Below are 19,982 nucleotides of genomic sequence, written 5' to 3'. Positions count from 1 at the left end.
TTTAAATTCAGATTTCTGGTACAGGTCAAAAAAATGCGCGATAACAAGGCATGACCAATCGTTGGCTCTATCTGGCAATACCGCCTTTGCTTCTTGTGGTGGCTGCCTTCGTCCTCGTTCAGCTTGTCCTGGACCTGGACGAGGACAGTGTCGACCGCAAGGCTGCCGAACGGCTGACGCTCTACCGGCAGACGATATTGGGTGAATACCAGAAGTACCGCTATCTGCCCTACATGATCGCTCGCGATCCGCGCGCCACATCCGCGCTAACCTTCGGACGGCCGGTCGAAAGCGCCAACCGGTTTCTGGAGGAAATGGCCGAGAACTCCGGTGCCGACCTGCTCTACGTCATGAACGACGATGGCACGACACTGGCCGCCAGCAATTGGCGCGACGACCTTTCCCTTGTCGGCCGCAACTACGGTTTTCGCCCCTATTTCAAATCAGCGATCGAAGGCGACGAAGGCCAGTTCTTCGCGATAGGCGCGACGTTGGGTGAGCCCGGCCTGTTTCTGGCAAGACCATCGCCCGTTTCGGGAAAACCGATCGGTGTCGCCGTCGTCAAGGTCGATATGCGACCACTTGAGGCCGCGTGGGCCGAAGGCGGTGAAACCGTGTTCGCCTCCGACGAAAACGGCGTGATCTTTCTGTCGAGCCGGCCTGAATGGCGTTACCGCACGCTTGCCGAGTTGCCGCCGGGTGTGCGCCGCACGATCCAGTCGACACGCCAATACGCTTCCCAGGGTTTGCAACCTGTCAGCGGGCAATCGGTCAAATCCGGCGACCTGCTGACGATTGACGGCAGCGCCTTCCGGCACAACACCTCCCAGGTGGGTCTGCTCGGCTGGACACTGCATTTCCTTGTACCGGTCGAGGAAACGCGAAAAAGCGTGTTGCCGATCTGGGCAGCTACGGTGGCGCTTTGTCTTGTATACGCAATCATCTTGCTGGTGCTGCGCGGACGACGTCTGCGCAAGGCGTCTGTCCTGCTGCGCCAGGAATCTGCGGACCTGAAGGAACTCAACACGCGTCTGGTTGGCGAGATCCAGGAACGGCGGCGGGTCGAGCGCGAATTGCTGGAAGCGCAACGGGGCCTCGCACGCTCGAACAGGCTGGCCGCTGTTGGCGAAATGTCGGCTGCCGTGGTGCATGAGTTGAGCCAGCCTCTCTCGGCGCTGAGGATGTTTGTTGCCGGAACGCGGAAGTTTCTCGACAAGGGCGACACCCGTACCGCCGTGGAGAACCTTGAGGAAATCGACTCGCTACAGCTTCGGATGGCAAGCCTGACGCAGGAACTCAAGCGGTTCGCACGTCCGGGAGAAAACCGGATCGAGAAAATCGATCTGACGGAAAGCATTCGGGCCGCGGAAAAGATAGTGCGTCCCCGATTTGAGGAAACGGGCGTCCGCCTGGAGCTTGATCTGCCGGAAAACGAACTCGAAGTCGAAACGGCTCCTTTGAGGGTCGAACAGATCCTGGTGAACCTGCTGCGCAATGGTGCTGACGCCGCTGCTGCGGAGGGCAATGGACACGTTTTGCTCAGGGCGTCCGGCGCGGGCCGCGAGGTCAGGTTGCAAATATCCGACAACGGGCCGGGCATTCCCGAGGATCTCCGGGATCGTATTTTTGATCCCTTTTTCTCAACGAAAACCAGTTCGGGCGGCATGGGCCTAGGACTTGCCATTTCCATGCGACTTGCCGAGGACCTTGGCGGGAACCTGTCAGTCCGCGCGAATACGCCCAAAGGCGCACTGTTCGAGCTGACGCTTCCCGCAGTTGATGGCGAGGTGGTCCGGGCCGGAGCGCGTCCGGTTATGGAAAATGAAGCCGCAGAATGACAGGAAACTCCAACGACCGCACTGTTCTCATTGTCGATGACGATCCGTCGATGCGGGCAGCGTTGCGCCAGTGGATCCGTCTGGCAGGGTTTGCGACAGTCGAAGTTGCAGGAGCCAACGAGGCCATGTCCCGGCTGTCGGCCGATTTCGACGGTTGTGTGGTTTCCGACGTCAAGCTGGAAGGTGAGGACGGGCTCGCGCTACTCCGCCGGATCGCAAGCCTCGATACCGACTTGCCTGTCGTCCTCATTACCGGACACGGTGATGTCCCCATGGCCGTTGAAGCAATGCGGGCCGGCGCTTATGACTTTATCGAAAAGCCGTTCGATCCGGATCACATCGCCGAAGTGGTCCGGCGTGCGGCAGACAGGCGTGCTCTGGTCATGGAAAACCGGGCGCTGAAGAAACAGCTTGAGGACGGCGCCGGTCTGGAAAGCCGGTTGATCGGGAACAGCCCGGCAATGGAAAGCCTCCGCCAGCAGATCCTTCATTTTGCCAAGACCGATGCCGCGGTGCTGATAACCGGAGAAACCGGCACGGGCAAGGAAGTCATCGCGCAGGCGCTTCACGATTTCAGCCTGCGTTCCAAAGGGCCCTTTGTCGCCATCAATGCCGCAGCCTTGCCGGAGGCCATGGTGGAAGCGGAATTGTTCGGACACGAGGCCGGGGCGTTTACCGGCGCCGACCGGCGGCATATCGGCCGGATTGAAGCGGCGCACGATGGTGTGCTCTTCCTTGATGAAATCGTATCGATGCCGCTCGTTCTCCAACCGAAACTTCTTCGGGTGCTGCAGGAAAGCAAGGTCGACCGGATTGGCGGCACAAAGGCCATAGATGTGAATATTCGCCTTGTCAGCGCCTCCAACCTGCATCCTGGGGAAGCGGTTCGCTCCGGCCGCTTGCGCGAGGATCTGCTTTTCCGTTTGAACACGATCGAACTGCACGTACCCCCGCTGCGCGAACGCGGCCGTGATTGTCTGCTGTTGTTCGACACGTTCTCAAACAGGCTGGCAGCCCAATACGGGATCGGCGCCCCGGGCTTGTCCGTTCGCGACGAGGCCTTCTTGCAGACATATCCCTGGCCGGGCAACGTTCGGGAATTGCGCAATGCTGCCGAACGGTTTGTCCTCAACGCGGAAGTCAACCCGCAACCGCTGGAGGCCCTGGTGTCGGGCCAGCGGGAATCCTCCGATCCGGCAAGATCCGCAGGGTTGAAGGACCTCATGGATGAATATGAACGCTCACTGATTGAAAATGCCTTGCGACGCCACAAGGGACGGGTGGCGGACGTGCTGCGGGAACTCAATCTCCCGCGCCGGACGCTGAATGAAAAAATGACACGGCACGGACTGACGCGTGAGCAGGCCGGGTTAGCGGAAACATCCGAGGTTTAGGCGGAATTCTGCCGATCCCTGGAGCCCATAGGCAAGATCTTGCCGAAACTGTTCAGTCCGGCAAAGCATCTTCATCAAAATGATGAGCAAAACCTTACGATTTTGTCTTTACCGCGCGACTGGCACGCCGCATGCTTAAGGTCCAGTGACTTGGGCCGGTTCGCATGGTGAAAAGCCTGTTGAGCGAGTGTCCAAGAAAATGAGCACTTTGTCTGGGAGGATTTCATGCTCTTTTCTCTGAAGTCCGCGACTGCCGTCTCTGCAGTCGCACTTACTGCGATCTTTGCTACCGAGACGTTCGCTGCCGATTTGGAGTGGAACGTATCGCTTTGGGGCAAGCGCCGCGCATTTACTGAACATGTCGAGAAACTTGCTGAGGAAGTCTCTGCAAAGACGGACGGCAAGTTTCAGATCAAGCTGCACTACGGTGGTGCCCTGTCCAAGTCTCGCGAAAACCTGGATGGTATCTCGTTCGGTGCCTTTGAGATGGCGCAGTTCTGCGCGTCTTATCACGCCGACAAAAATCCGACATTGACCGTTCTTGAACTGCCGTTCCTGGGTGTCAACGATCTGGAAACGGAAGTGAAGGTCTCCAAGGCGCTCTATGACCATCCCGCGGTCCAGCAGGATCTCGGTCGCTGGAACGCCAAGCTGCTGATGCCTTCGCCGATGCCGCAGTATAACTTTGCCGGCAAGGGCGATGTACCTGCCTCTGTTTCCGATTTCGACGGCATGCGCGTGCGCGCGCTTGGCGGGCTGGGCAAGCTGATGGAAGCCGCCGGTGCCGTACCGACATCGGTAACCGCATCCGAAACCTATCAGGCAATCGATTCCGGAACGGTTCAGGCAGCTGGCTTCGCACCGCATGCGCACCTGTCGTTCAAGGTTGTTGAAGTAGCTGACTGGTGGACCAAGAACCTCAATCCCGGCACCGTTCATTGCCCGGTCGTCGTCAATGTCGAGGCCTACGAGGCATTGCCGGATGAATTCAAGGCAGCACTTGATGCTTCCGTCGATCCGGCTCTCGATCACTACCTGGCGACCTACGCCAAGGTCTACGACAAATGGTGGCCTGAGCTGAAAGAACGCGGCATCGTCGAAGTCGAGTTCAGCGACGAAGAACTGACCGCCTTTGCCGAAAAGGCTGGCCCGATCCACGATGCCTGGATTGAAGAGCAGACGGCTGCCGGCCTTCCGGCTCAGGAACTTCTCGACATGGTCAAGAAGACCATCGCCGAATAAGCCCGCACAGCTGGCTTGACCTACTTGCTTCCCGGCGCTCCGCTTAGAGCGCCGGGAAGCCCTGCCCGGGGCTGACACTTATGATGACAATCGATCCTTCTGGACGTTCCGACGAGGAGCGACCGACGACCTACATCCGCTTCAGCGGGCTGCTTGCCCATGTGGAAAACGGATTCAACCTGTTCGCTGCTTTCTCGATAATTGCACTGATCTTTCTCGCTGTGGCGCAGGTCTTTGGACGTCTCTTGTTCAATGCGCCGATACCCGGCTTCATCGACATAACCGAACAGGCGATGGCGATTTTCGCCTTCGCCGGTGTTGCTTACTGCCAGCGCGTCGGTGGTCATATCCGGATGGAGATCTTGCTCGGTCAGCTACGCGGGCGCACGCTCTATATCTGCGAAATGATCGGCGTGATCCTGATCGCATTCACTGTTGCGCTCCTCATCTGGGGGGCCTGGTTCCACTTCGACAGATCGTGGAACATCGGTGACAGCACAATGGATATCCGCCTGCCGACCTGGCCGTCGAAACTGGTTGTCCCGGTCGCACTCAGTGTTCTGCTCTTGCGGCTACTCCTGCAGATCTACGGATATGCGCGACTTGTCGCCGATCCCTCGCGCCAGCCCATCAACGTTCCGGTCATCGAGAAGGTGGAGGAAGTCGCCCAGCATGAAATCGAAGAAGCCTTCGGTGAGGAAACCCCCGAGGAGGGCTCCAAATGACCCCGTTTGAAGTTGGCCTTCTCATGACGGGCGTCTTGCTGGTCATGGTCATTTTCGGCGTCCGCGTCGCGTTTGCCGCCGCCTTTACCGGCCTGGTCGGCCTGATCATCCACTTCTCCATGAAAATGGGGTTCGAACGCGGCTTTTTCGTTGCGCTCAAGATGGCGGGAACGATCCCGCACTCGAAGTCGGTTACCTATGCGCTGTCGGTTCTGCCGACCTTCATCCTCATCGGTTTCCTGGCGTTTTATGCCGGCTTCACCAAACAGCTCTTTGAAGCGGCGAAGCGGTGGCTTGGTTGGCTGCCGGGCGGCATGGCGGTCGGAACCGTGTTTTCAACGGCGGGTTTTGCCGCGGTTTCCGGCGCATCTGTTGCAACAGCTGCCGTGTTTGCACGTGTTGCCATCCCCGAAATGCTCGCCGCCGGATATTCCAAGCGCCTGTCGGCGGCGGTTGTTGCGGCGGGCGGAACACTCGCCTCGCTGATCCCACCCTCTGCTATCCTGGTGATCTACGCGATCCTGGTGGAACAATCGGTTGGCAAGCTGCTGATCGCCGGCTTCCTGCCCGGTGTCTTCTCCGCCCTGATCTATGTTGCGATCATCGTGGCGGTCTCCGCCTGGCGGGGCGATGCGCCTGCGGTCAAGGGCTTCACATGGGCCGAACGCTTCGAAAGCGTTCCCGGAACGCTGCCGATCATTGCCGTGATCGCCATTATTTTCTGCTCGTTCTTCTTTGGACTGGCGACGCCCACGGAAGCCGGATCGCTGGGCGCGTTCGTGGTTCTCGTTGTTGCCTTCGCCAAGGGCATGAAGGCAAAGCAGCTCGGGCAGGCGCTCCACGAGACCGCGAAACTCACCGTGATGATCTTCACGCTCATCTGGGGCGTGCTGGTCTATGTACGCTTCCTGGGTTTCGCGGGACTTCCCGATGCCTTCCGGGACTTCATCGTCGCGCTGGAATATTCGCCCTGGATCGTGATGATCTGCATTCTCCTGGCCTATGCAGTCCTTGGCATGTTCATGGACGCAATCGGCATGCTGATCCTGACATTACCGGTGGTTTATCCCGCGGTCATTGCACTGAATGGCGGTGAAAACGTTTCTGCGGCGGACAGTGCGTTCGGCATGTCGGGTGAGGCCTGTGCGATCTGGTTCGGGATCCTGGTGGTCAAGATGGCGGAGCTCTGTCTGATCACACCGCCCATAGGACTGAACTGTTTCGTCGTCTCAGGCGTGCGGCCCGATATCCCGGTCCAGGAAGTTTTCCGCGGCTGCGTACCGTTCTTTGTGGCGGACGTTCTGACCATTGCGGGGCTTTTGGCCTTTCCCTCGATCATCACGATCCTGCCGTCTTTGATGGGATAGCAGAACGCCGCGATCTTTGGCCGCCGGGAGAAGCGGAAACCGTCAAGCAAAGCAAAACGCCGCTGGAGATTGATCTCCGGCGGCGTCTTTTCATTTCAGCATTGTTCGATTGCTAACCGGTGGTCTCAGTCAAAGACCTGCGCCTGGCTTCGGACGGTATCGAACCGGTTCGGACCATCTGTCCCGGGAAAGAAGCCGTTCGCGATAAAGATCCAGATGGCATAGAAACTGCCTATGATCGGAACGAACATGATGAGCAGAAAAAGGGCGGACGCGTCCCGGTCGTGGCAGCGCCTGGCCTCCAGAGACCACTGGCACAAACACAAAGCCAGAAACAGAAACGTCATAAACCCGCCCTGCAGCGTACCGAAAGCAAATTGAACGAGTGCGACATTCGCTTGTTCTTCGGAAAGGCCTTGCATTTGTGGCCCGGCTGCGAAGACAAACGCGATCACGACAGTGATCAGCAGAACGAAACGGATCGATCCGATCATCCAGTACTCCATTCGGCCCAGGCGGCCTTGGAAACTGAAGAGCATCCCGAACACATGTCCCAGCATTTTGCCGATCGAAAAGCTATCGTCGTTATCGAAGCTTGGCGCTCCGGCCCCCGCGTAGGCCGGCATGCCGGCTGCCGCATAATTTGCGTTCCTGTCGCCGTACTGCGGTACAGATTGCTGAAGACCGCGTTTTCCGAATTGTTTGCGTTGCATATCTGACTGCCCCGTCTACAAGCTTTTAACAAATTCCAGTCTGACGTTAGGGGAGACAACTTAAAATAGGTGTAAGGGAACTGGTTAAATCTGTCCTAATTCCAATGTAGAAATTAAGGGCTATTATTTGTTTGTATATGAATTTTCTTGCGTATCAGCGAATTTCAGAAGTACTCGCACTAAAAAAGATTACCCTGATCTTTGGTAGTTGGCTTTGATGAGCTGGATTTTTTGGGTTTGCTTTTGCGTTGGGGGGGCGCCGCCGCCGAAGTGCTTGTGGCAACAGCATCAAGCGTGCCGTCGGCCAGTTCGATGGCAAGCGCCGTCCCGGAGGCAACAGCTGCGGCCGACTTGACCGGTTTGCCGGTTTCATCGCGCACAAGCGCATAGCCGCGCGCAAGCACATCCTTGTAGGAGAGCGACTTGAGCAGCTTCTGCAGACCATCCAGCCTGCTCTTTTCCTGAGCGACGCGTGCTAGAAAAGCACGATCGAGCCGCTCGGAGAGACCGCTCATGCGTTCATTTCCAAGTGTGGTCTGCTGAATCAGGCGCGCAGGCGCAAGCCGGACGGAAATGGCTTCATGAGCCTGGCGCTTTTGCGAAACAGCGACGCTGAGCGCGCGTTGCTGCCGCTCGCCAAGTTGAACGAGATCCTGTTTGGCCTTTGAACTCAGACGCGTCAGCAGGAGCGGCGAGAGCCGTCCCGACAGGCTTTGGAAATCGCTGCGATGTCCTTTGGTACTGACAATCAGCGCGCGTTCCAGCCCATTGGCAAGCGTGTCGAATTTCTGCCGCGGCAGAGCCAGAAGATCTTGTGGCGCGGGCAGTGCGGCGCTGGCCGCTCTCAGTTCTGTCCGCCTTCCGGTCACGAACCGGACAAGACCGGAATTGAGCCGCCGCGAGCGATCATCGACGAACGCCATCATTTCGGCCTTTACGGGCACGGCGATTTCCGCTGCCCCCGTTGGTGTCGGGGCGCGCACATCGGCGGCGAGATCGATCAGCGTCCAGTCGGTTTCATGGCCGACGGCGGAGATCAGCGGTATCCGGCTGTCGGCCGCCGCCCGCACAACGGCTTCGTCATTGAAGCCCCAAAGATCCTCAATGCTGCCGCCGCCCCGCGCGACGATCACGAGATCGGGCCGGGGTATTTGCCCGCCGGCTTCAAGCGCATTGAAACCGCGAATGCCATTGGCGACTTCGGCGCCGGACGTCTCTCCTTGCACGCGTACCGGCCACACCAGGACATGCAGCGGGAACCTGTCGGCAATGCGGTGCAGAATATCGCGGATGACGGCGCCTGTCGGTGAGGTAACGACGCCGATCACGGACGGCATGGGCGGAAGTGGTTTCTTGCGGTCTTCGGCAAACAGCCCTTCCGCCGCAAGCTTCTTCTTGCGTTCTTCGAGCAGCGCCATCAACGCGCCGGCCCCTGCCGGTTCGAGAGCGTCGATCACCATCTGGTATTTCGACTGACCGGGGAAAGTCGTGATCTTGCCCGTCGCGATCACCTCCAGACCCTGTTCCGGCTGGATCTTGAGCTTCGAGGCAACGCCGCGCCAGATCACACCGGAAAGAACAGCCCTGTCGTCTTTCAGGTCCAGGTAGATATGACCGGAGCCGGGTCTGGAAATACGACCGAGTTCACCCCGCACCCTCACATAACCGAACGTGTCTTCCATCGTGCGCTTGATGGAAAACGAGATCTCGGAGACGGAGAATTCGGCGACGTTGGACTGTGTCTCGCTCACGCAGGTGATTCCTCTTCTTTATCCGAAGGTGGCCGCTTGCCGGAGTTGGGTCAAGACGTTGGTGAACCCGACGACGCAGTGCCTGGGGATCGCGGTTGCCGTTCGGATCGGCCTCTCGGAAACCTTGGCGGGAACGCTTGGTTTGTCCAGCGGTAATGTCCCACCAATGCCCGGATCGCTCAGGTCCAAGCCGCCGTTCAAAAACAATCGTGCGTTCAGCAAGATGGAAGGTTAGCCAGCTCTGCGCATGCGCCGGAAGAAGAATGCTTGCGGACGAGACACGGTTCCGGCGGGAGAGAAAAGAATATGCGTTCACCGCGACTCGGATTATCGATTTATGTGAAGTTTCCAAAGGCCCGGCTGGTCCGCCTTGAAACACACACAATCGAGCGCCTACGTTCCGCAGATGGGAAAATACGAGTTCAAGATGCAGCGACTGTTCTTGCGGCACATTCTCGCCGAAGGCGCCCGGATCGAAGCCGATCGGGGCCAGGCGAACTATCTTTTGAACGTGTTGCGGATGAAGGACGGGGACTACATTCTGGTCTTCAACGGAAATGACGGGGAGTGGCTTGCAAAGATTGCCAGCACCGGACGCCGCGATTGTGCGTTTCAGGTCATGGAATGCACGCGCGAACAGACCGAGCACAACGATCTGATCTATCTTTTTGCACCACTCAAGCACGCCCGCCTCGACTATATGGTCCAGAAGGCGGTTGAAATGGGGGTCGGCAGTCTTCAGCCGGTGATGACCCAGCACACGCAGTCCACCCGCATCAATCTTGAACGAATGGAAGCGAACGTAATCGAAGCGGCGGAACAATGCGGTGTTCTCTCCATACCCGAAGTGATTGGTCCGCAGTCCTTGAAAGAGGTGCTCGCGGAATGGCCGCAAATGCACCCGGACCGGCGGCTGCTTTTTTGCGACGAAGCCGAAGGGACGCATAATCCCCTTCTGACACTTGCGCAGATGAAGGAGGCGGGACCCCAACCCCTGGCGGTTATCGTCGGTCCTGAAGGCGGTTTTTCCTCCGAGGAGAGAGAGCAGCTCCGGGAATCGGAGTTCGTCACCGCAATTCCGCTTGGCCCGCGCATCTTGAGAGCGGATACTGCCGCGGTGGCTGCCTTAACGGTCATTCAGGCAACGGTCGGCGATTGGAGATAGATGGATGGCGCAGGATATCCTCCCGCAAGGGAGCGAACCGGAGAGAAGCGCCAGCAACCCATCGAACCCGCAAGTCCTGCTGCATGAAGCGGATTCAAAGCAGCAGGGTAGACCCAGACAAATCCGCCTGCCGGTCGGGGTTGCGCTCGGTCTCGTATTTTCGCTGCTTCTTGTCATCATCTGCGGCAGCATCATTGCCTATGTTGCGTCATCCGATCGCCGCATCTCCTTGCGATTGCTCAACGAGCAGTCGCGTGCAGTTCTGAAGAGCAATGAAACGGTACTCCACGGTTTCTTCAAGCGGCAGGAGCAGCTCTTTCAGTCCTTTGCCGGTCACGCATCGCTGACGGGCAGAGACCTGAGCGACAAAGATCTTGCGTCCTACAGCCGGGTTCTGCCTCAAGACGTGAAACTCGAGCTTCGCCGCGCCGCACCTGGGCGTGAAACGGAGGACGTGCTGCCTTTGCCGACATGGTCTCAGTTTAGGTTTAAGGAAGGATATTCGACCGCAGTAACGGGGCTTGAGATCAATCTTGGAAACGGTCAGCTGTTGATTGGCTATTTCCCCCAAACCGTATTCGCCAGGCTTGTTCGGGATATGGCCTGGGACGATGACCAGCAGAACTTTCTGCTGAAAGACCGGAACACGGCGATTGCCATCATTGGTGTAGCTGAAGGCCGTTTCGCGGCGAGCCGTAGCAAGCCATTACCGGACCTGGCCGGGCTTACCGGGTCGCCGCTTCATCTGCTCTGGCAAGACCCGGAGGGCGGGCACACCATGGGTGGGGACGTTCAGGGGCGTCTGTTTCCGGCCGGCGGGCGCATGTATACGGCAATCTATACCGAGTTCAGTGACGGACCCGCGCAGGGCTGGATTGTGGGGACCCTCTATAGGGCTGCGGATTTCGGAGCCGTTCTGGATCAGACCTGGGCGGTGTTGTACGCGGCACTTGCCGCCCTTGTTGTCGGCGCAATCCTGTCTTTTCTGGTGGGCCGGACGCTGGGCAGGCCACTGTCGCGGCTGGCGACGTCGGCTGCGGAGCTGCGCAAACTGAACTTTGAAGCCGCCGAACGCCTGCCTCGCTCGCGCCTGGCGGAACTGGACGACGTCAATCAGGCCTTTAACGGCTCCGTCGGGGCGCTGAATGCGTTTGCCAAATACGTGCCCCGTCAACTGGTGTCGCGCCTGATTGAAGAAGGCATGACAAGTTCGCGGAACATTGAGCTGCGCGAGATGACGATTGTCTTTACCGACCTGGCTGGTTTCACGGGAAAGGCATCTCACCTGACGGCAGAGCAAACAGCGAGCTATCTCAACACCTACTTTGAGACGGTTTCAGAAGCGATTGCAGAGAATGAAGGCACGATCGACAAGTTTCTGGGAGACGGTGTCATGGCCTTTTGGGGCGCCCCGTCCGACCAGCCCGACCACGCAGCCTTGGCGGTTGCGGCGGTGAAGTCCTTGGCAGAGCGCCTCGAACAGTCCGGCAAACGCGACATGCGTGTCAGGATCGGCGTCCACACGGGCAAGGTTGTTGTTGGAGACATCGGCACGCCGTCGCGCATGAACTACACTGTGATCGGGGACGCCGTGAATGTCGCCGCCAGATTGCAGGAATACGGCAAGCACATTGATCCCGATGCGACAGTCATTGCGCTTGCCAGCGCGCACACCATCGGCCAGATGCCGGATGGTTTCGGTGGCACGAGCCTTGGGCAGGTGCAGTTACGCGGCCGGGACGAACCGCTGGGCGTGTTCAGAATTGCGTGAGCGTACAGCTCAGCGGTTTCCTTGCTTGCATTCTTCTTTGAACGCTCCTAAATCACGCAGGCTCATGAGCGTTTTACTTCAAGCGCGTCGGATCAATGCGGTTTTCAGACAGGTCAATACGTCCCGCCTGAAGGCTCGCACAGACATTTAGGACAGTTTCATGGCCCGCGATACGGTCGATTCCACACCGATTGAAACTGTTGCGGATCTGGCCGCAACACTCGAAGCCGGATGCAAACCGGACGATCGGTTTCGGATCGGAACCGAGCACGAAAAGTTCGGTTTCTGCCTGAAACAGCTTTCACCGATTCCTTATGAGGGCTCAAACGGCGTCGAAGCCGTGCTGGAAGGAATGGAAAAGCTTCTGGGCTGGGAGCGCATCGAAGATGCGGGCAAGATCATCGGTCTTGCCGATAATGATGGCGGTGGAGCAATTTCGATTGAACCGGGGGGGCAGTTCGAGCTCTCCGGCGCACCGCTGGAGAATTTGCACCAGACCTGCCGCGAAGCAAATCAGCACTTGGCCCATGTGCGGCAGATCGCGGAACCGATGGGCGTCGGCTTTCTCGGGATTGGCATGACCCCGACCTGGTCGCGCACCGACGTTCCGCGCATGCCGAAGTCCCGCTATGACATCATGACCAATTACATGCCGAAAGTCGGATCTCTCGGGCTGGACATGATGTACCGGACGTCGACAATCCAGGTGAACCTGGATTTTTCGTCCGAGGCCGACATGATCCGGAAGATGCGGATCGGCCTGGCGCTGCAGCCGATTGCGACCGCGATGTTTGCAAACTCTCCATTCACCGAAGGCAAGCCGAACGGGTTCAAGTCGTTTCGTGCACAAATCTGGACCGACACTGATCGGGACAGGACGGGTGACATGCCGTTCGCCTTTGAAGAGGGCTTCGGCTTCGAGCGTTATGTCGATTGGGCGCTGGACGTGCCGATGTATTTCGTTAAACGCGGCGCGACTTACTATGACGTGACGGACACCACGTTCCGACAGTTCATGCAAGGTGGTCTCGACGGCAGGATCCCCGACGCGACGCCGAGCCTCGGTGACTGGAACAACCATCTCTCGACCCTGTTCCCGGATGTCCGGCTCAAGAAATACATCGAGATGCGTGGTGCGGACGGGGGCCCCTGGCGCCGCATCTGTGCGCTTCCCGCGCTGTGGGTCGGACTGCTTTACGACACCGGTGTCCTGGATCAGGCCTGGGAACTGGTCCGCGACTGGACGAGGGAAGAACGCGCTGCACTGCGTGCCGGCGTGCCAAAGACCGCGCTGCAGACCCCTTTCCGCAGCGGGACAGTGCTCGACGTTGCAAAGGAAGTGCTCACGCTGGCGCAAGAAGGTCTGAAAAGGCGAAACCGCCTCAGCGACGGCGATCTCGATGAGCGTGTTCATCTTGCACCGCTCGAGGAAGGGCTTGCTGCCGGCATGTGTCCCGCCGATATTCTGCTCCAGCGGTACAACGGATCCTGGGAGGGCGACATTACGCAGGTATTCCGGGAATACGCATATTAAGGCGCGGTATCGCCCCAAGAGAACTGTGGGTGGTGCCCTGCCTTAATCGATGGCACGAATTGACCTGAGCCTCCCAAACAGTCACTCTGGTACTGGTTGGCCTTGTTTCTCAAGGCCTTGCTGGATCTCGACCGGAGCAGTGCTATGACGGGCAGCGAAACGGGTATGCCTCCATTCGACGTTTTTTCCCTGGCGGAAGACGTTCGCGAACGATTTGGCTGGTCGAATGAAGACCTGAGCAGCGTGATGGAGCAGCTGCTGCCTGCCGCGCTCAACGGGTTCCGATACTTCGGTAGCGCGGTTCCCGGTTTCTCCGACTTTCCAGGTGTCCCGTTGGCACAGGACCTCGCTGCCACGACTCCCTTTGCGGGGCTGTTTCAAAACCCGTCACAGGCTGCATTGACCCCGTTTTTCGGGCCCGAAGCCGTGCAGCAGGCGCTTGCAGCGCAGGTCTCGGGCCTCACCGGTCTGCAGAGCGATGCGATTCAGGAAATGATGCCGGTCGCCGCCACGCTGGCGATGGGGCAGGTGGCACGGCCATTTGTGCATGGGGAGGCGCGCAACCTGCTGGATGCCTATCTGCGCGGGTTTGCGCGCGGACGGCCCAAGCCGCAGCCAACCCCGGTTGATTACATGCAAGGATATGCCGACGCGATGACGGCGTTCTGGGGAGCATTTCTGCAACCCGCGAGCGTAGTGACCGGCGCGCCGGAAATCGTCGAGGAGCCGGAACCGGAAGTAGAAGAGCCCGCCGAAGAGGAAGCACCTGAAGGTGATAATTCCGAGTTCGACGAGATGGTGTCGAACTGGATGTCGGCGGGACGTGACTTTCAGTCGAATCAATTCAGGGCCTTTGACAGTTTCTTCGAAAAGGCTTCCAAGGATTTCGGCAAGGACTAGGGTACGGACCCTAGACCCGCACGGCCAAAAAAAGACCCGCCAGAAGGCGGGTCAGTAGACGTCAGCAAGGTCTGCCGACAGGGGCTGCTAAAGGGGGCTGGAAAAGCTTAGGCTGCGATCTGGCCGGATTTGGTGCCTTGACCATCGACCAGAACCAGGGTCGGCTTTTCCTGAACTGAATTCGCTGCGCGCCAGGTAGTCTTCCGGCTGGAATACGGCGCGTCGCTTAGAAGAGATGTCGGATCTCGGTAGAAGGGGACGGCCAACGCACGTCGAACGTCGCTCCGCGTCAGACCAATGTCCTTCAATTGCTCATCGGTCCAAAATTTGAGTTCGGTGACATGGCGGCGGTTTTTGAACACACGCCATGCACGGGCAGTCATCTGCCCGAAAAGAGCGACGAACGGGATGCTTGTGATGTGTGTCATGGCAATAATCTCCTGTGAGCGGCCGAAGGGAGTTTCGGCAGCCTGTTCCGCGCCGGACTGGCGATCTGTGTTTGAGGAACATTCTCTATATGCATGATCCAGATATATAATTCCAACGAATGTTTGTGATGGAATTGATCAGAGTGTGTGATGTTAAGCGGCGGTGGTGTTCGTTTCCCGTCAGAAATCGCTGTGTCATTTAATATTTCCCGCGCGAATGAGTGTCGTGCTAAACATGACCAACTCTTATAATTGGGGCGCCAATGCTCGACCTTGATCAGCTCCGGACCTTCGTTGCAATTGCCGAAAGTGGCAGTTTCACGAAGGCAGCGGAAAATGTTCACAAGACACAGTCAGCGGTGTCGATGCAGATGCGTCGGCTTGAAGAACGTATCGGCAAGCCGCTCTTTGTCCGTGTCGGCCGGCAGTCGCGTCTGACCGAACACGGCGAACGCCTGCTTCACTATGCGCGGCGGCTGGTTCAGCTGAACGACGAGACACTTGCCGCATTTGACGATACCGAACTCGCGGGGCTCGTGCGTCTTGGAACGCCGGACGATTATGCGGACCGCTTTCTCCCGGAAATCCTCGCAAGATTTTCAAGATCGAACCCCAAGGCCGAAGTGAGCGTGGTTTGCGCTCCGACGCCGAATCTTGCCGATATGATTTCGGAAGGGGAACTGGACGTCGCCATTATCACGCATGTCCAGAAAAAAGGCCGGAAGCATGTCGATCTTGTCCGGCGCGAACCGCTGCTCTGGGTCGTTTCGGCGCGGCATGCCGTCGAAAATGAATCGCCCCTTCCCCTGGCACTGGGAAGAGCGACCTGCGACTGGCGAAAGGCGGCGATCAATGCTCTGGGAGACCAGATGCGCGAACATCGCCTTCTTTATTCAAGCTGGAATTCAACGGCCGTGGGTGCGGCGGTCCTCGCTGGTTTGGCGATTTCGGTTCTGCCGGAATCCGCGCTGCGCTCCGGCATGCGCGTGCTGACGGAAGCCGACGGATTTCCGAGGCTGCCGGACTGCGAAATCGGCATCATGCGATCCTGGCACAACAGTTCACGCGTGACAGACGCTCTCGTTGAACACATAGTCTCGTCGCTGGACAACCTGTCGGTTCCTCAGGCGGCTCAATAAGTATGCGTCTAAAAAATGGCTTTGATTACAAACGCTTGCACCCAATGAAAGTAGCCGGAATAGTTGAAATTGTGTTTGTAATGTAAGAGATTGTGATGTATCTTCGCCTAATTAATTCGAATCTCAAATCTTCCGCCTGATATGTGGTTGAGCCGCGGGGTATTCAGATGAATCACGCGTTGGACATTGATCAGCTTCGCACGTTTTTAGCTATTGCTGAGCTGGGTAGCTTTACGAAAGCGGGCGAAGCCGTTCACAAGACACAGTCTGCGGTTTCCATGCAGATGCGTCGGCTTGAAGAGCGTGTCGGCCAGCCGATATTCATCAAGGATGGGCGGCAATCACGTTTGACTGAAAACGGACAGCGTCTGGTCGAATATGCACGCCGGATGATCCTCTTGAACGACGAAACGCTTACAGCTTTCAACGGGCAAAAGGAAGTCGGCCATGTCAAGCTTGGCGTACCGGACGACTATGCGGATCGTCTGCTTCCGCAGGTTCTTGCAGCTTTCAACCGTCTGAACCCTTCCATTGAAGTGGAAGTCGAATGTTCCGGAAGCAGCAAGTTGACCGAAGCGATCCGTGAGGGAACTCTTGATGTCGCGATCACCACATCCAGCGACACAATGGATGTGCGCGGAGAGATCATTCGCCGTGAACCCTTGTACTGGGTAACCGCGATGCAGCATTCCGCCCACACACAAGACGTTATCCGGCTGGCGCTGGGACCCTCGTCCTGTGGATGGCGGCGCTTGTCGATGGACGCGCTCGACCGGGCGGGCCGGCGCTACCGGGTGTCCTATACGAGTTCAAGTGCGACGGCGCTCGTTGGCGCTGTTCAGGCAGGCCTGGCGATCACGGTATTTCCTGAAAGTGCAATCCGAGACGGGATGCGCATTCTGGACGAAAGGGACGGATTTCCCGTGCTTCCGTCCTGCGACATAGCGCTATTGCGCTCTGACAGTGCGCGCGAGGCAATGCACGACACGCTTTGCAACCACCTCATTGCCGCGATTGGAAATGTTGGCAGCGTCAGCGGGCAGGTAGCTGCTGAGTAGCGATTGAGCGGTTCAGCGGGCGCGCAGCATCAAAAGGTTTCCGCCAAGCACGCAGACAAGACCGATCGCAGCAAGGGATGTCCACTGGTAGCCCTCGAAGATGGTCGAAAGCGTCAACGCGACCACCGGAAACATCACGGTGGCGTAGCCGGCGCGGGCAGAACCGATCCTTCCCAGCAATGTCAGGTATGACGCAAACGCGAAAACAGAAGCGACGACGGCCAGATAGACGAGGCCGCCGAAATAGGAGAACGACCACTCCACAGCGAAGCTTTGCCCGCGAAGCGCAGAGAACACTCCCAGCAGGATCGCGCCGTAGACCATCCCCCAGGCGGCTGCGGGCACGACCGCGATGCCGCGCCGCTGCGTGTCTGCTGAAAGCATGTTGCCGCAGCAGAAAGAAAGGGTACCCGCAATGCAAAGGCCCAGGCCGAATGCGGCCTCGGTGTTGAAGTCAGCGCCCGCGAGCTTCGGCCAGAACATCAACGCAATTCCCGCAAAGCCAAGCATGCCGGCGACAAGTGCAAGCAGGTTCGGACGTTGCCCGAACAAGAGAAGCGCCAGGAACAGATTGAATATCGATGCGGTGGAGAAAATCACCGCAAGCAGACCTGACGGTATCTGGATCGCGCCATAATAAAAGAGTGTGAAGTTGGTTGAGAAAAGAAATGCGCCGAGGCCGGCAAAGCGCATGTGTTCCCTTATTCCGAACGACAGGTTGTATCCGCGGAGTCTTGCCCAGATCATCATGATCGTTGCTGCCAGAACGAACCGCCAGAACACGGAAACTTCGGGCGAAACGCTCGCCACCTGGCTCTTCATGGCAATCCAGCTGAATCCCCATGCAAGCACCGTAGTGGCATAGAGACCGTAATCCACTGCGGAAAAGCCGCTGGATCCATTGCGGATGGCGGGGGTCGCGACGCTCATGAAATCACCTTTGACGGAAAATATTCTTTAAATCTGGTCTGCGGTTCGCTTCAACGCAAATGATTGTTTTTGATGTTTCCATCACGCGATTCGATGAATAGCTTCTTGCTTCTGAACAAGATGAAGGCGGCGTATCGGCTCCGGAGGCAAAATGACTTTGCTCGTGATTGAGAACTATCCGAAAGCCGGATTGGCGGCACTTGGCAGATATGCTTCGGCGAGGGGACTGACCTGGCACGTGATCAAAGCCTATGACGGCGAGCCGATCCCGGAGGCATTAAACGGCTATTGCGGCCTGGTGGTCTTGGGAGGCGCGCAGAGCGCACTGGACGACGCGGCCTATCCGCATCTTGCGTCTGTCTGTGCGCTGATCCGCCGGTTCCATGAAGCCGACCTGCCGGTGCTTGGGATCTGCCTGGGGTGTCAATTGATCGCCCGGGCTTTTGGCGGGCGCAATGTTCTGGACCGGCCAATTGAATTCGGCTGGCATGAGGTCATACCGACGCCTTCGGGAATTTCGGACCCAGTCCTTGGCGCGTTGGGCGAGGGCGGACCGCTGTTTCACTGGCATACCGACACGGTTTCGTTGCCAGATGGTGCCTTGCATCTCGCCAAAAGCAAGATGACGCCGATACAGGCTTTTCGTGTCGGGCGTGCGACTTACGCCATTCAATTCCATTTCGAAGCCGCGCTCCAGGACGTGCGGGACTGGTCTAGCGATCTGTCTGACGAGATCCTGCCCCACACGCCGAATTAGCCTGAGCGGCTCGATGTAGAAGCTGCCCGCCATGCCGCCAGGGCAGACGAGCTTGGAGCCGCGCTCGCCTCAGCCTGGCTGGATCTGCTCAGATAGAATTACTCACATAGAACTGGTCAGAGAACCAGATTGTGACGGCCTACGTTCTTGATGTCGGTCTCTCCGCACAATCCCATCGTCACATCGAGCTCCTTGCGGATCATTTCCAGGACCTTGGTGACACCCGGTTTGCCCATGGCGCCGAGACCGTAGACAAATGCGCGGCCGATATAGGTGCTGTGCGCTCCCATGGCGACGGCTCGGAAAACGTCTTGACCTGAACGGATACCACCGTCGAAATGGACTTCGACCTTGTCACCGACCGCGTCGACAATGTCGCCAAGAACGTCGTAGGAAGCCAGAGCACCGTCCAGCTGCCGGCCTCCGTGGTTGGAAACGACAATCGCGTCTGCACCAAGGTCGGCGGCGACCTTTGCGTCCTCGACATCGTTGATGCCCTTCAGGATCAGCTTTCTGTCCCAGTGCTTTTTGACCCAGTCGACGGAAGCCCAGTCCAGGGTCGGGTCGAATTGGCTGGCTGTCCACTCTGCCAGCGAAGTCATGTCCTCAACGCCCGAGACATGACCGTGGATGTTGCCGAACTCGCGGCGTTTTGTCTGCAGCATGTTCCAGCACCAGCGTGGCTTGAAGGCAAGATCGATCAGAACCCCAGGCTTCGGTTTGGGCGGTGTGCTGAGGCCGTTCTTGATGTCCTGGTGGCGTTGCCCCAGAACCTGAAGATCCAGAGTGAGAACAAGCGCAGAGCACCCTGCCGCCTTGGCCCGTTCCATCAGGCTTTCCGAAAATCCCCGGTCCCGCATCACATAGAGCTGGAACCAGAACGGGTTTTTCGTGTGCTCAGCCACGTCCTCAATGGAACAGACGCTCATTGTGGACAGCGTGAACGGAACACCGAACTCTTCCGCGGCCTGTGCCGCAAGTATTTCACCGTCGGCATGCTGCATACCGGTCAGCCCGACCGGCGCCAGACCGACCGGCATTGAAACGTCCTGACCGATCATGGTTGTTTTGACCGATCGGTTGTCGATGTTTCGGGCAACCCTTTGGCGCAGTTTCTGACGCTGGAGCGCGGCTTCGTTTTCACGATAGGTGCTCTGTGTCCACGAGCCGGTATCCGCGTAGTCGTAGAACATTTTCGGCACACGGCGTTTGGCAAGGGCCTTCATGTCGGCAACATCGGTCACGGTCGTCATGGTGTATCCTCCCTGAG

Annotated in this window: 17 protein-coding genes; 12 read left to right on the top strand and 5 right to left on the bottom strand. The window is 58.2% G+C overall.

The annotated features are described in order from the left end of the window. Window positions 1-50 precede the first annotated feature (50 nt). From Q0915_RS31725 to Q0915_RS31705, 5 genes are all read left to right on the top strand, one after another. Window positions 51-1,838, top strand: coding sequence for an ATP-binding protein (locus tag Q0915_RS31725; RefSeq protein ID WP_299484354.1), 1,788 nt, complete (start codon window positions 51-53; stop codon window positions 1,836-1,838). Next, window positions 1,835-3,232 carry a sigma-54 dependent transcriptional regulator gene (locus Q0915_RS31720; RefSeq protein ID WP_299484353.1) on the top strand — a complete coding sequence of 466 codons (1,398 nt, stop codon included), beginning with the start codon at window positions 1,835-1,837 and terminating at the stop codon, window positions 3,230-3,232. The genes Q0915_RS31725 and Q0915_RS31720 overlap by 4 nt, the downstream gene beginning before the upstream one ends. Before the next feature lie 225 nt (window positions 3,233-3,457). Beyond that, the gene (locus tag Q0915_RS31715; RefSeq protein WP_299484352.1) at window positions 3,458-4,474 is read left to right on the top strand and encodes a C4-dicarboxylate TRAP transporter substrate-binding protein; all 1,017 of its coding nucleotides are present in this window, start codon (window positions 3,458-3,460) and stop codon (window positions 4,472-4,474) included. Between the two features lie 80 nt (window positions 4,475-4,554). Further along, the gene (locus tag Q0915_RS31710) at window positions 4,555-5,199 is read left to right on the top strand and encodes a TRAP transporter small permease (RefSeq protein WP_299484351.1); all 645 of its coding nucleotides are present in this window, start codon (window positions 4,555-4,557) and stop codon (window positions 5,197-5,199) included. Beyond that, window positions 5,196-6,566, top strand: a complete 1,371-nt coding sequence (locus tag Q0915_RS31705) for a TRAP transporter large permease (protein ID WP_299484350.1) — start codon at window positions 5,196-5,198, stop codon at window positions 6,564-6,566. The genes Q0915_RS31710 and Q0915_RS31705 overlap by 4 nt, the downstream gene beginning before the upstream one ends. 125 nt (window positions 6,567-6,691) lie before the next feature. Here Q0915_RS31705 and Q0915_RS31700 read toward each other — a convergent pair whose 3' ends face one another. Beyond that, window positions 6,692-7,279 (bottom strand): DUF805 domain-containing protein, encoded by a 588-nt coding sequence (locus tag Q0915_RS31700; protein ID WP_299484349.1) that lies wholly within the window; start codon window positions 7,277-7,279, stop codon window positions 6,692-6,694. Between the two features lie 179 nt (window positions 7,280-7,458). Then, window positions 7,459-9,030, bottom strand: coding sequence for an exodeoxyribonuclease VII large subunit (xseA, locus tag Q0915_RS31695; RefSeq protein ID WP_299484348.1), 1,572 nt, complete (start codon window positions 9,028-9,030; stop codon window positions 7,459-7,461). Between the two features lie 406 nt (window positions 9,031-9,436). Between xseA and Q0915_RS31690 the strand changes: the two genes are divergently transcribed. From Q0915_RS31690 to Q0915_RS31675, 4 genes are all read left to right on the top strand, one after another. Continuing rightward, window positions 9,437-10,195, top strand: coding sequence for a 16S rRNA (uracil(1498)-N(3))-methyltransferase (locus tag Q0915_RS31690; protein WP_299484406.1), 759 nt, complete (start codon window positions 9,437-9,439; stop codon window positions 10,193-10,195). 4 nt (window positions 10,196-10,199) lie between these two features. Further along, window positions 10,200-11,966: an adenylate/guanylate cyclase domain-containing protein gene (locus Q0915_RS31685; protein ID WP_299484347.1), complete on the top strand. Its 1,767-nt coding sequence runs from the start codon at window positions 10,200-10,202 to the stop codon at window positions 11,964-11,966. A gap of 160 nt (window positions 11,967-12,126) precedes the next feature. Then, window positions 12,127-13,500, top strand: a complete 1,374-nt coding sequence (locus Q0915_RS31680; RefSeq protein WP_299484346.1) for a glutamate--cysteine ligase — start codon at window positions 12,127-12,129, stop codon at window positions 13,498-13,500. 144 nt (window positions 13,501-13,644) lie between these two features. Further along, the gene (locus Q0915_RS31675; RefSeq protein ID WP_299484345.1) at window positions 13,645-14,400 is read left to right on the top strand and encodes a hypothetical protein; all 756 of its coding nucleotides are present in this window, start codon (window positions 13,645-13,647) and stop codon (window positions 14,398-14,400) included. 107 nt (window positions 14,401-14,507) lie between these two features. Here Q0915_RS31675 and Q0915_RS31670 read toward each other — a convergent pair whose 3' ends face one another. Beyond that, on the bottom strand, window positions 14,508-14,828 hold the full coding sequence (locus tag Q0915_RS31670; RefSeq protein WP_299484344.1) for a DUF1127 domain-containing protein: 321 nt from the start codon (window positions 14,826-14,828) through the stop codon (window positions 14,508-14,510). Between the two features lie 263 nt (window positions 14,829-15,091). On the opposite strand from Q0915_RS31670, the gene Q0915_RS31665 reads away from it, so the two are divergent. Both Q0915_RS31665 and Q0915_RS31660 read left to right on the top strand, forming a co-directional pair. Next, the gene (locus Q0915_RS31665; protein ID WP_299484343.1) at window positions 15,092-15,967 is read left to right on the top strand and encodes a LysR substrate-binding domain-containing protein; all 876 of its coding nucleotides are present in this window, start codon (window positions 15,092-15,094) and stop codon (window positions 15,965-15,967) included. Between the two features lie 167 nt (window positions 15,968-16,134). Continuing rightward, a complete protein-coding gene (locus Q0915_RS31660) occupies window positions 16,135-17,025 on the top strand; it encodes a LysR substrate-binding domain-containing protein (protein ID WP_299484342.1) in 891 nt (296 codons plus the stop codon). Window positions 17,026-17,037: 12 nt separating this feature from the next. Here Q0915_RS31660 and Q0915_RS31655 read toward each other — a convergent pair whose 3' ends face one another. Beyond that, window positions 17,038-17,955 carry a DMT family transporter gene (locus tag Q0915_RS31655; protein WP_299484341.1) on the bottom strand — a complete coding sequence of 306 codons (918 nt, stop codon included), beginning with the start codon at window positions 17,953-17,955 and terminating at the stop codon, window positions 17,038-17,040. 151 nt (window positions 17,956-18,106) lie between these two features. Between Q0915_RS31655 and Q0915_RS31650 the strand changes: the two genes are divergently transcribed. Beyond that, entirely contained in the window at window positions 18,107-18,712 is a 606-nt protein-coding gene (locus Q0915_RS31650) for a type 1 glutamine amidotransferase (protein WP_299484340.1), read from the top strand. Window positions 18,713-18,828: 116 nt separating this feature from the next. Here the strand turns inward: Q0915_RS31650 and Q0915_RS31645 are convergent, their stop codons facing one another. Then, the gene (locus Q0915_RS31645; RefSeq protein WP_299484339.1) at window positions 18,829-19,965 is read right to left on the bottom strand and encodes an alpha-hydroxy acid oxidase; all 1,137 of its coding nucleotides are present in this window, start codon (window positions 19,963-19,965) and stop codon (window positions 18,829-18,831) included. Window positions 19,966-19,982 lie beyond the last annotated feature (17 nt).

This window comes from uncultured Roseibium sp. (genome assembly GCF_947494555.1).
Taxonomy (GTDB): Bacteria; Pseudomonadota; Alphaproteobacteria; order Rhizobiales; family Stappiaceae; genus Roseibium.
The sequence above is the reverse complement of the archived record's forward strand: the minus strand, read 5'-3'. Positions and strand labels throughout refer to the sequence as shown.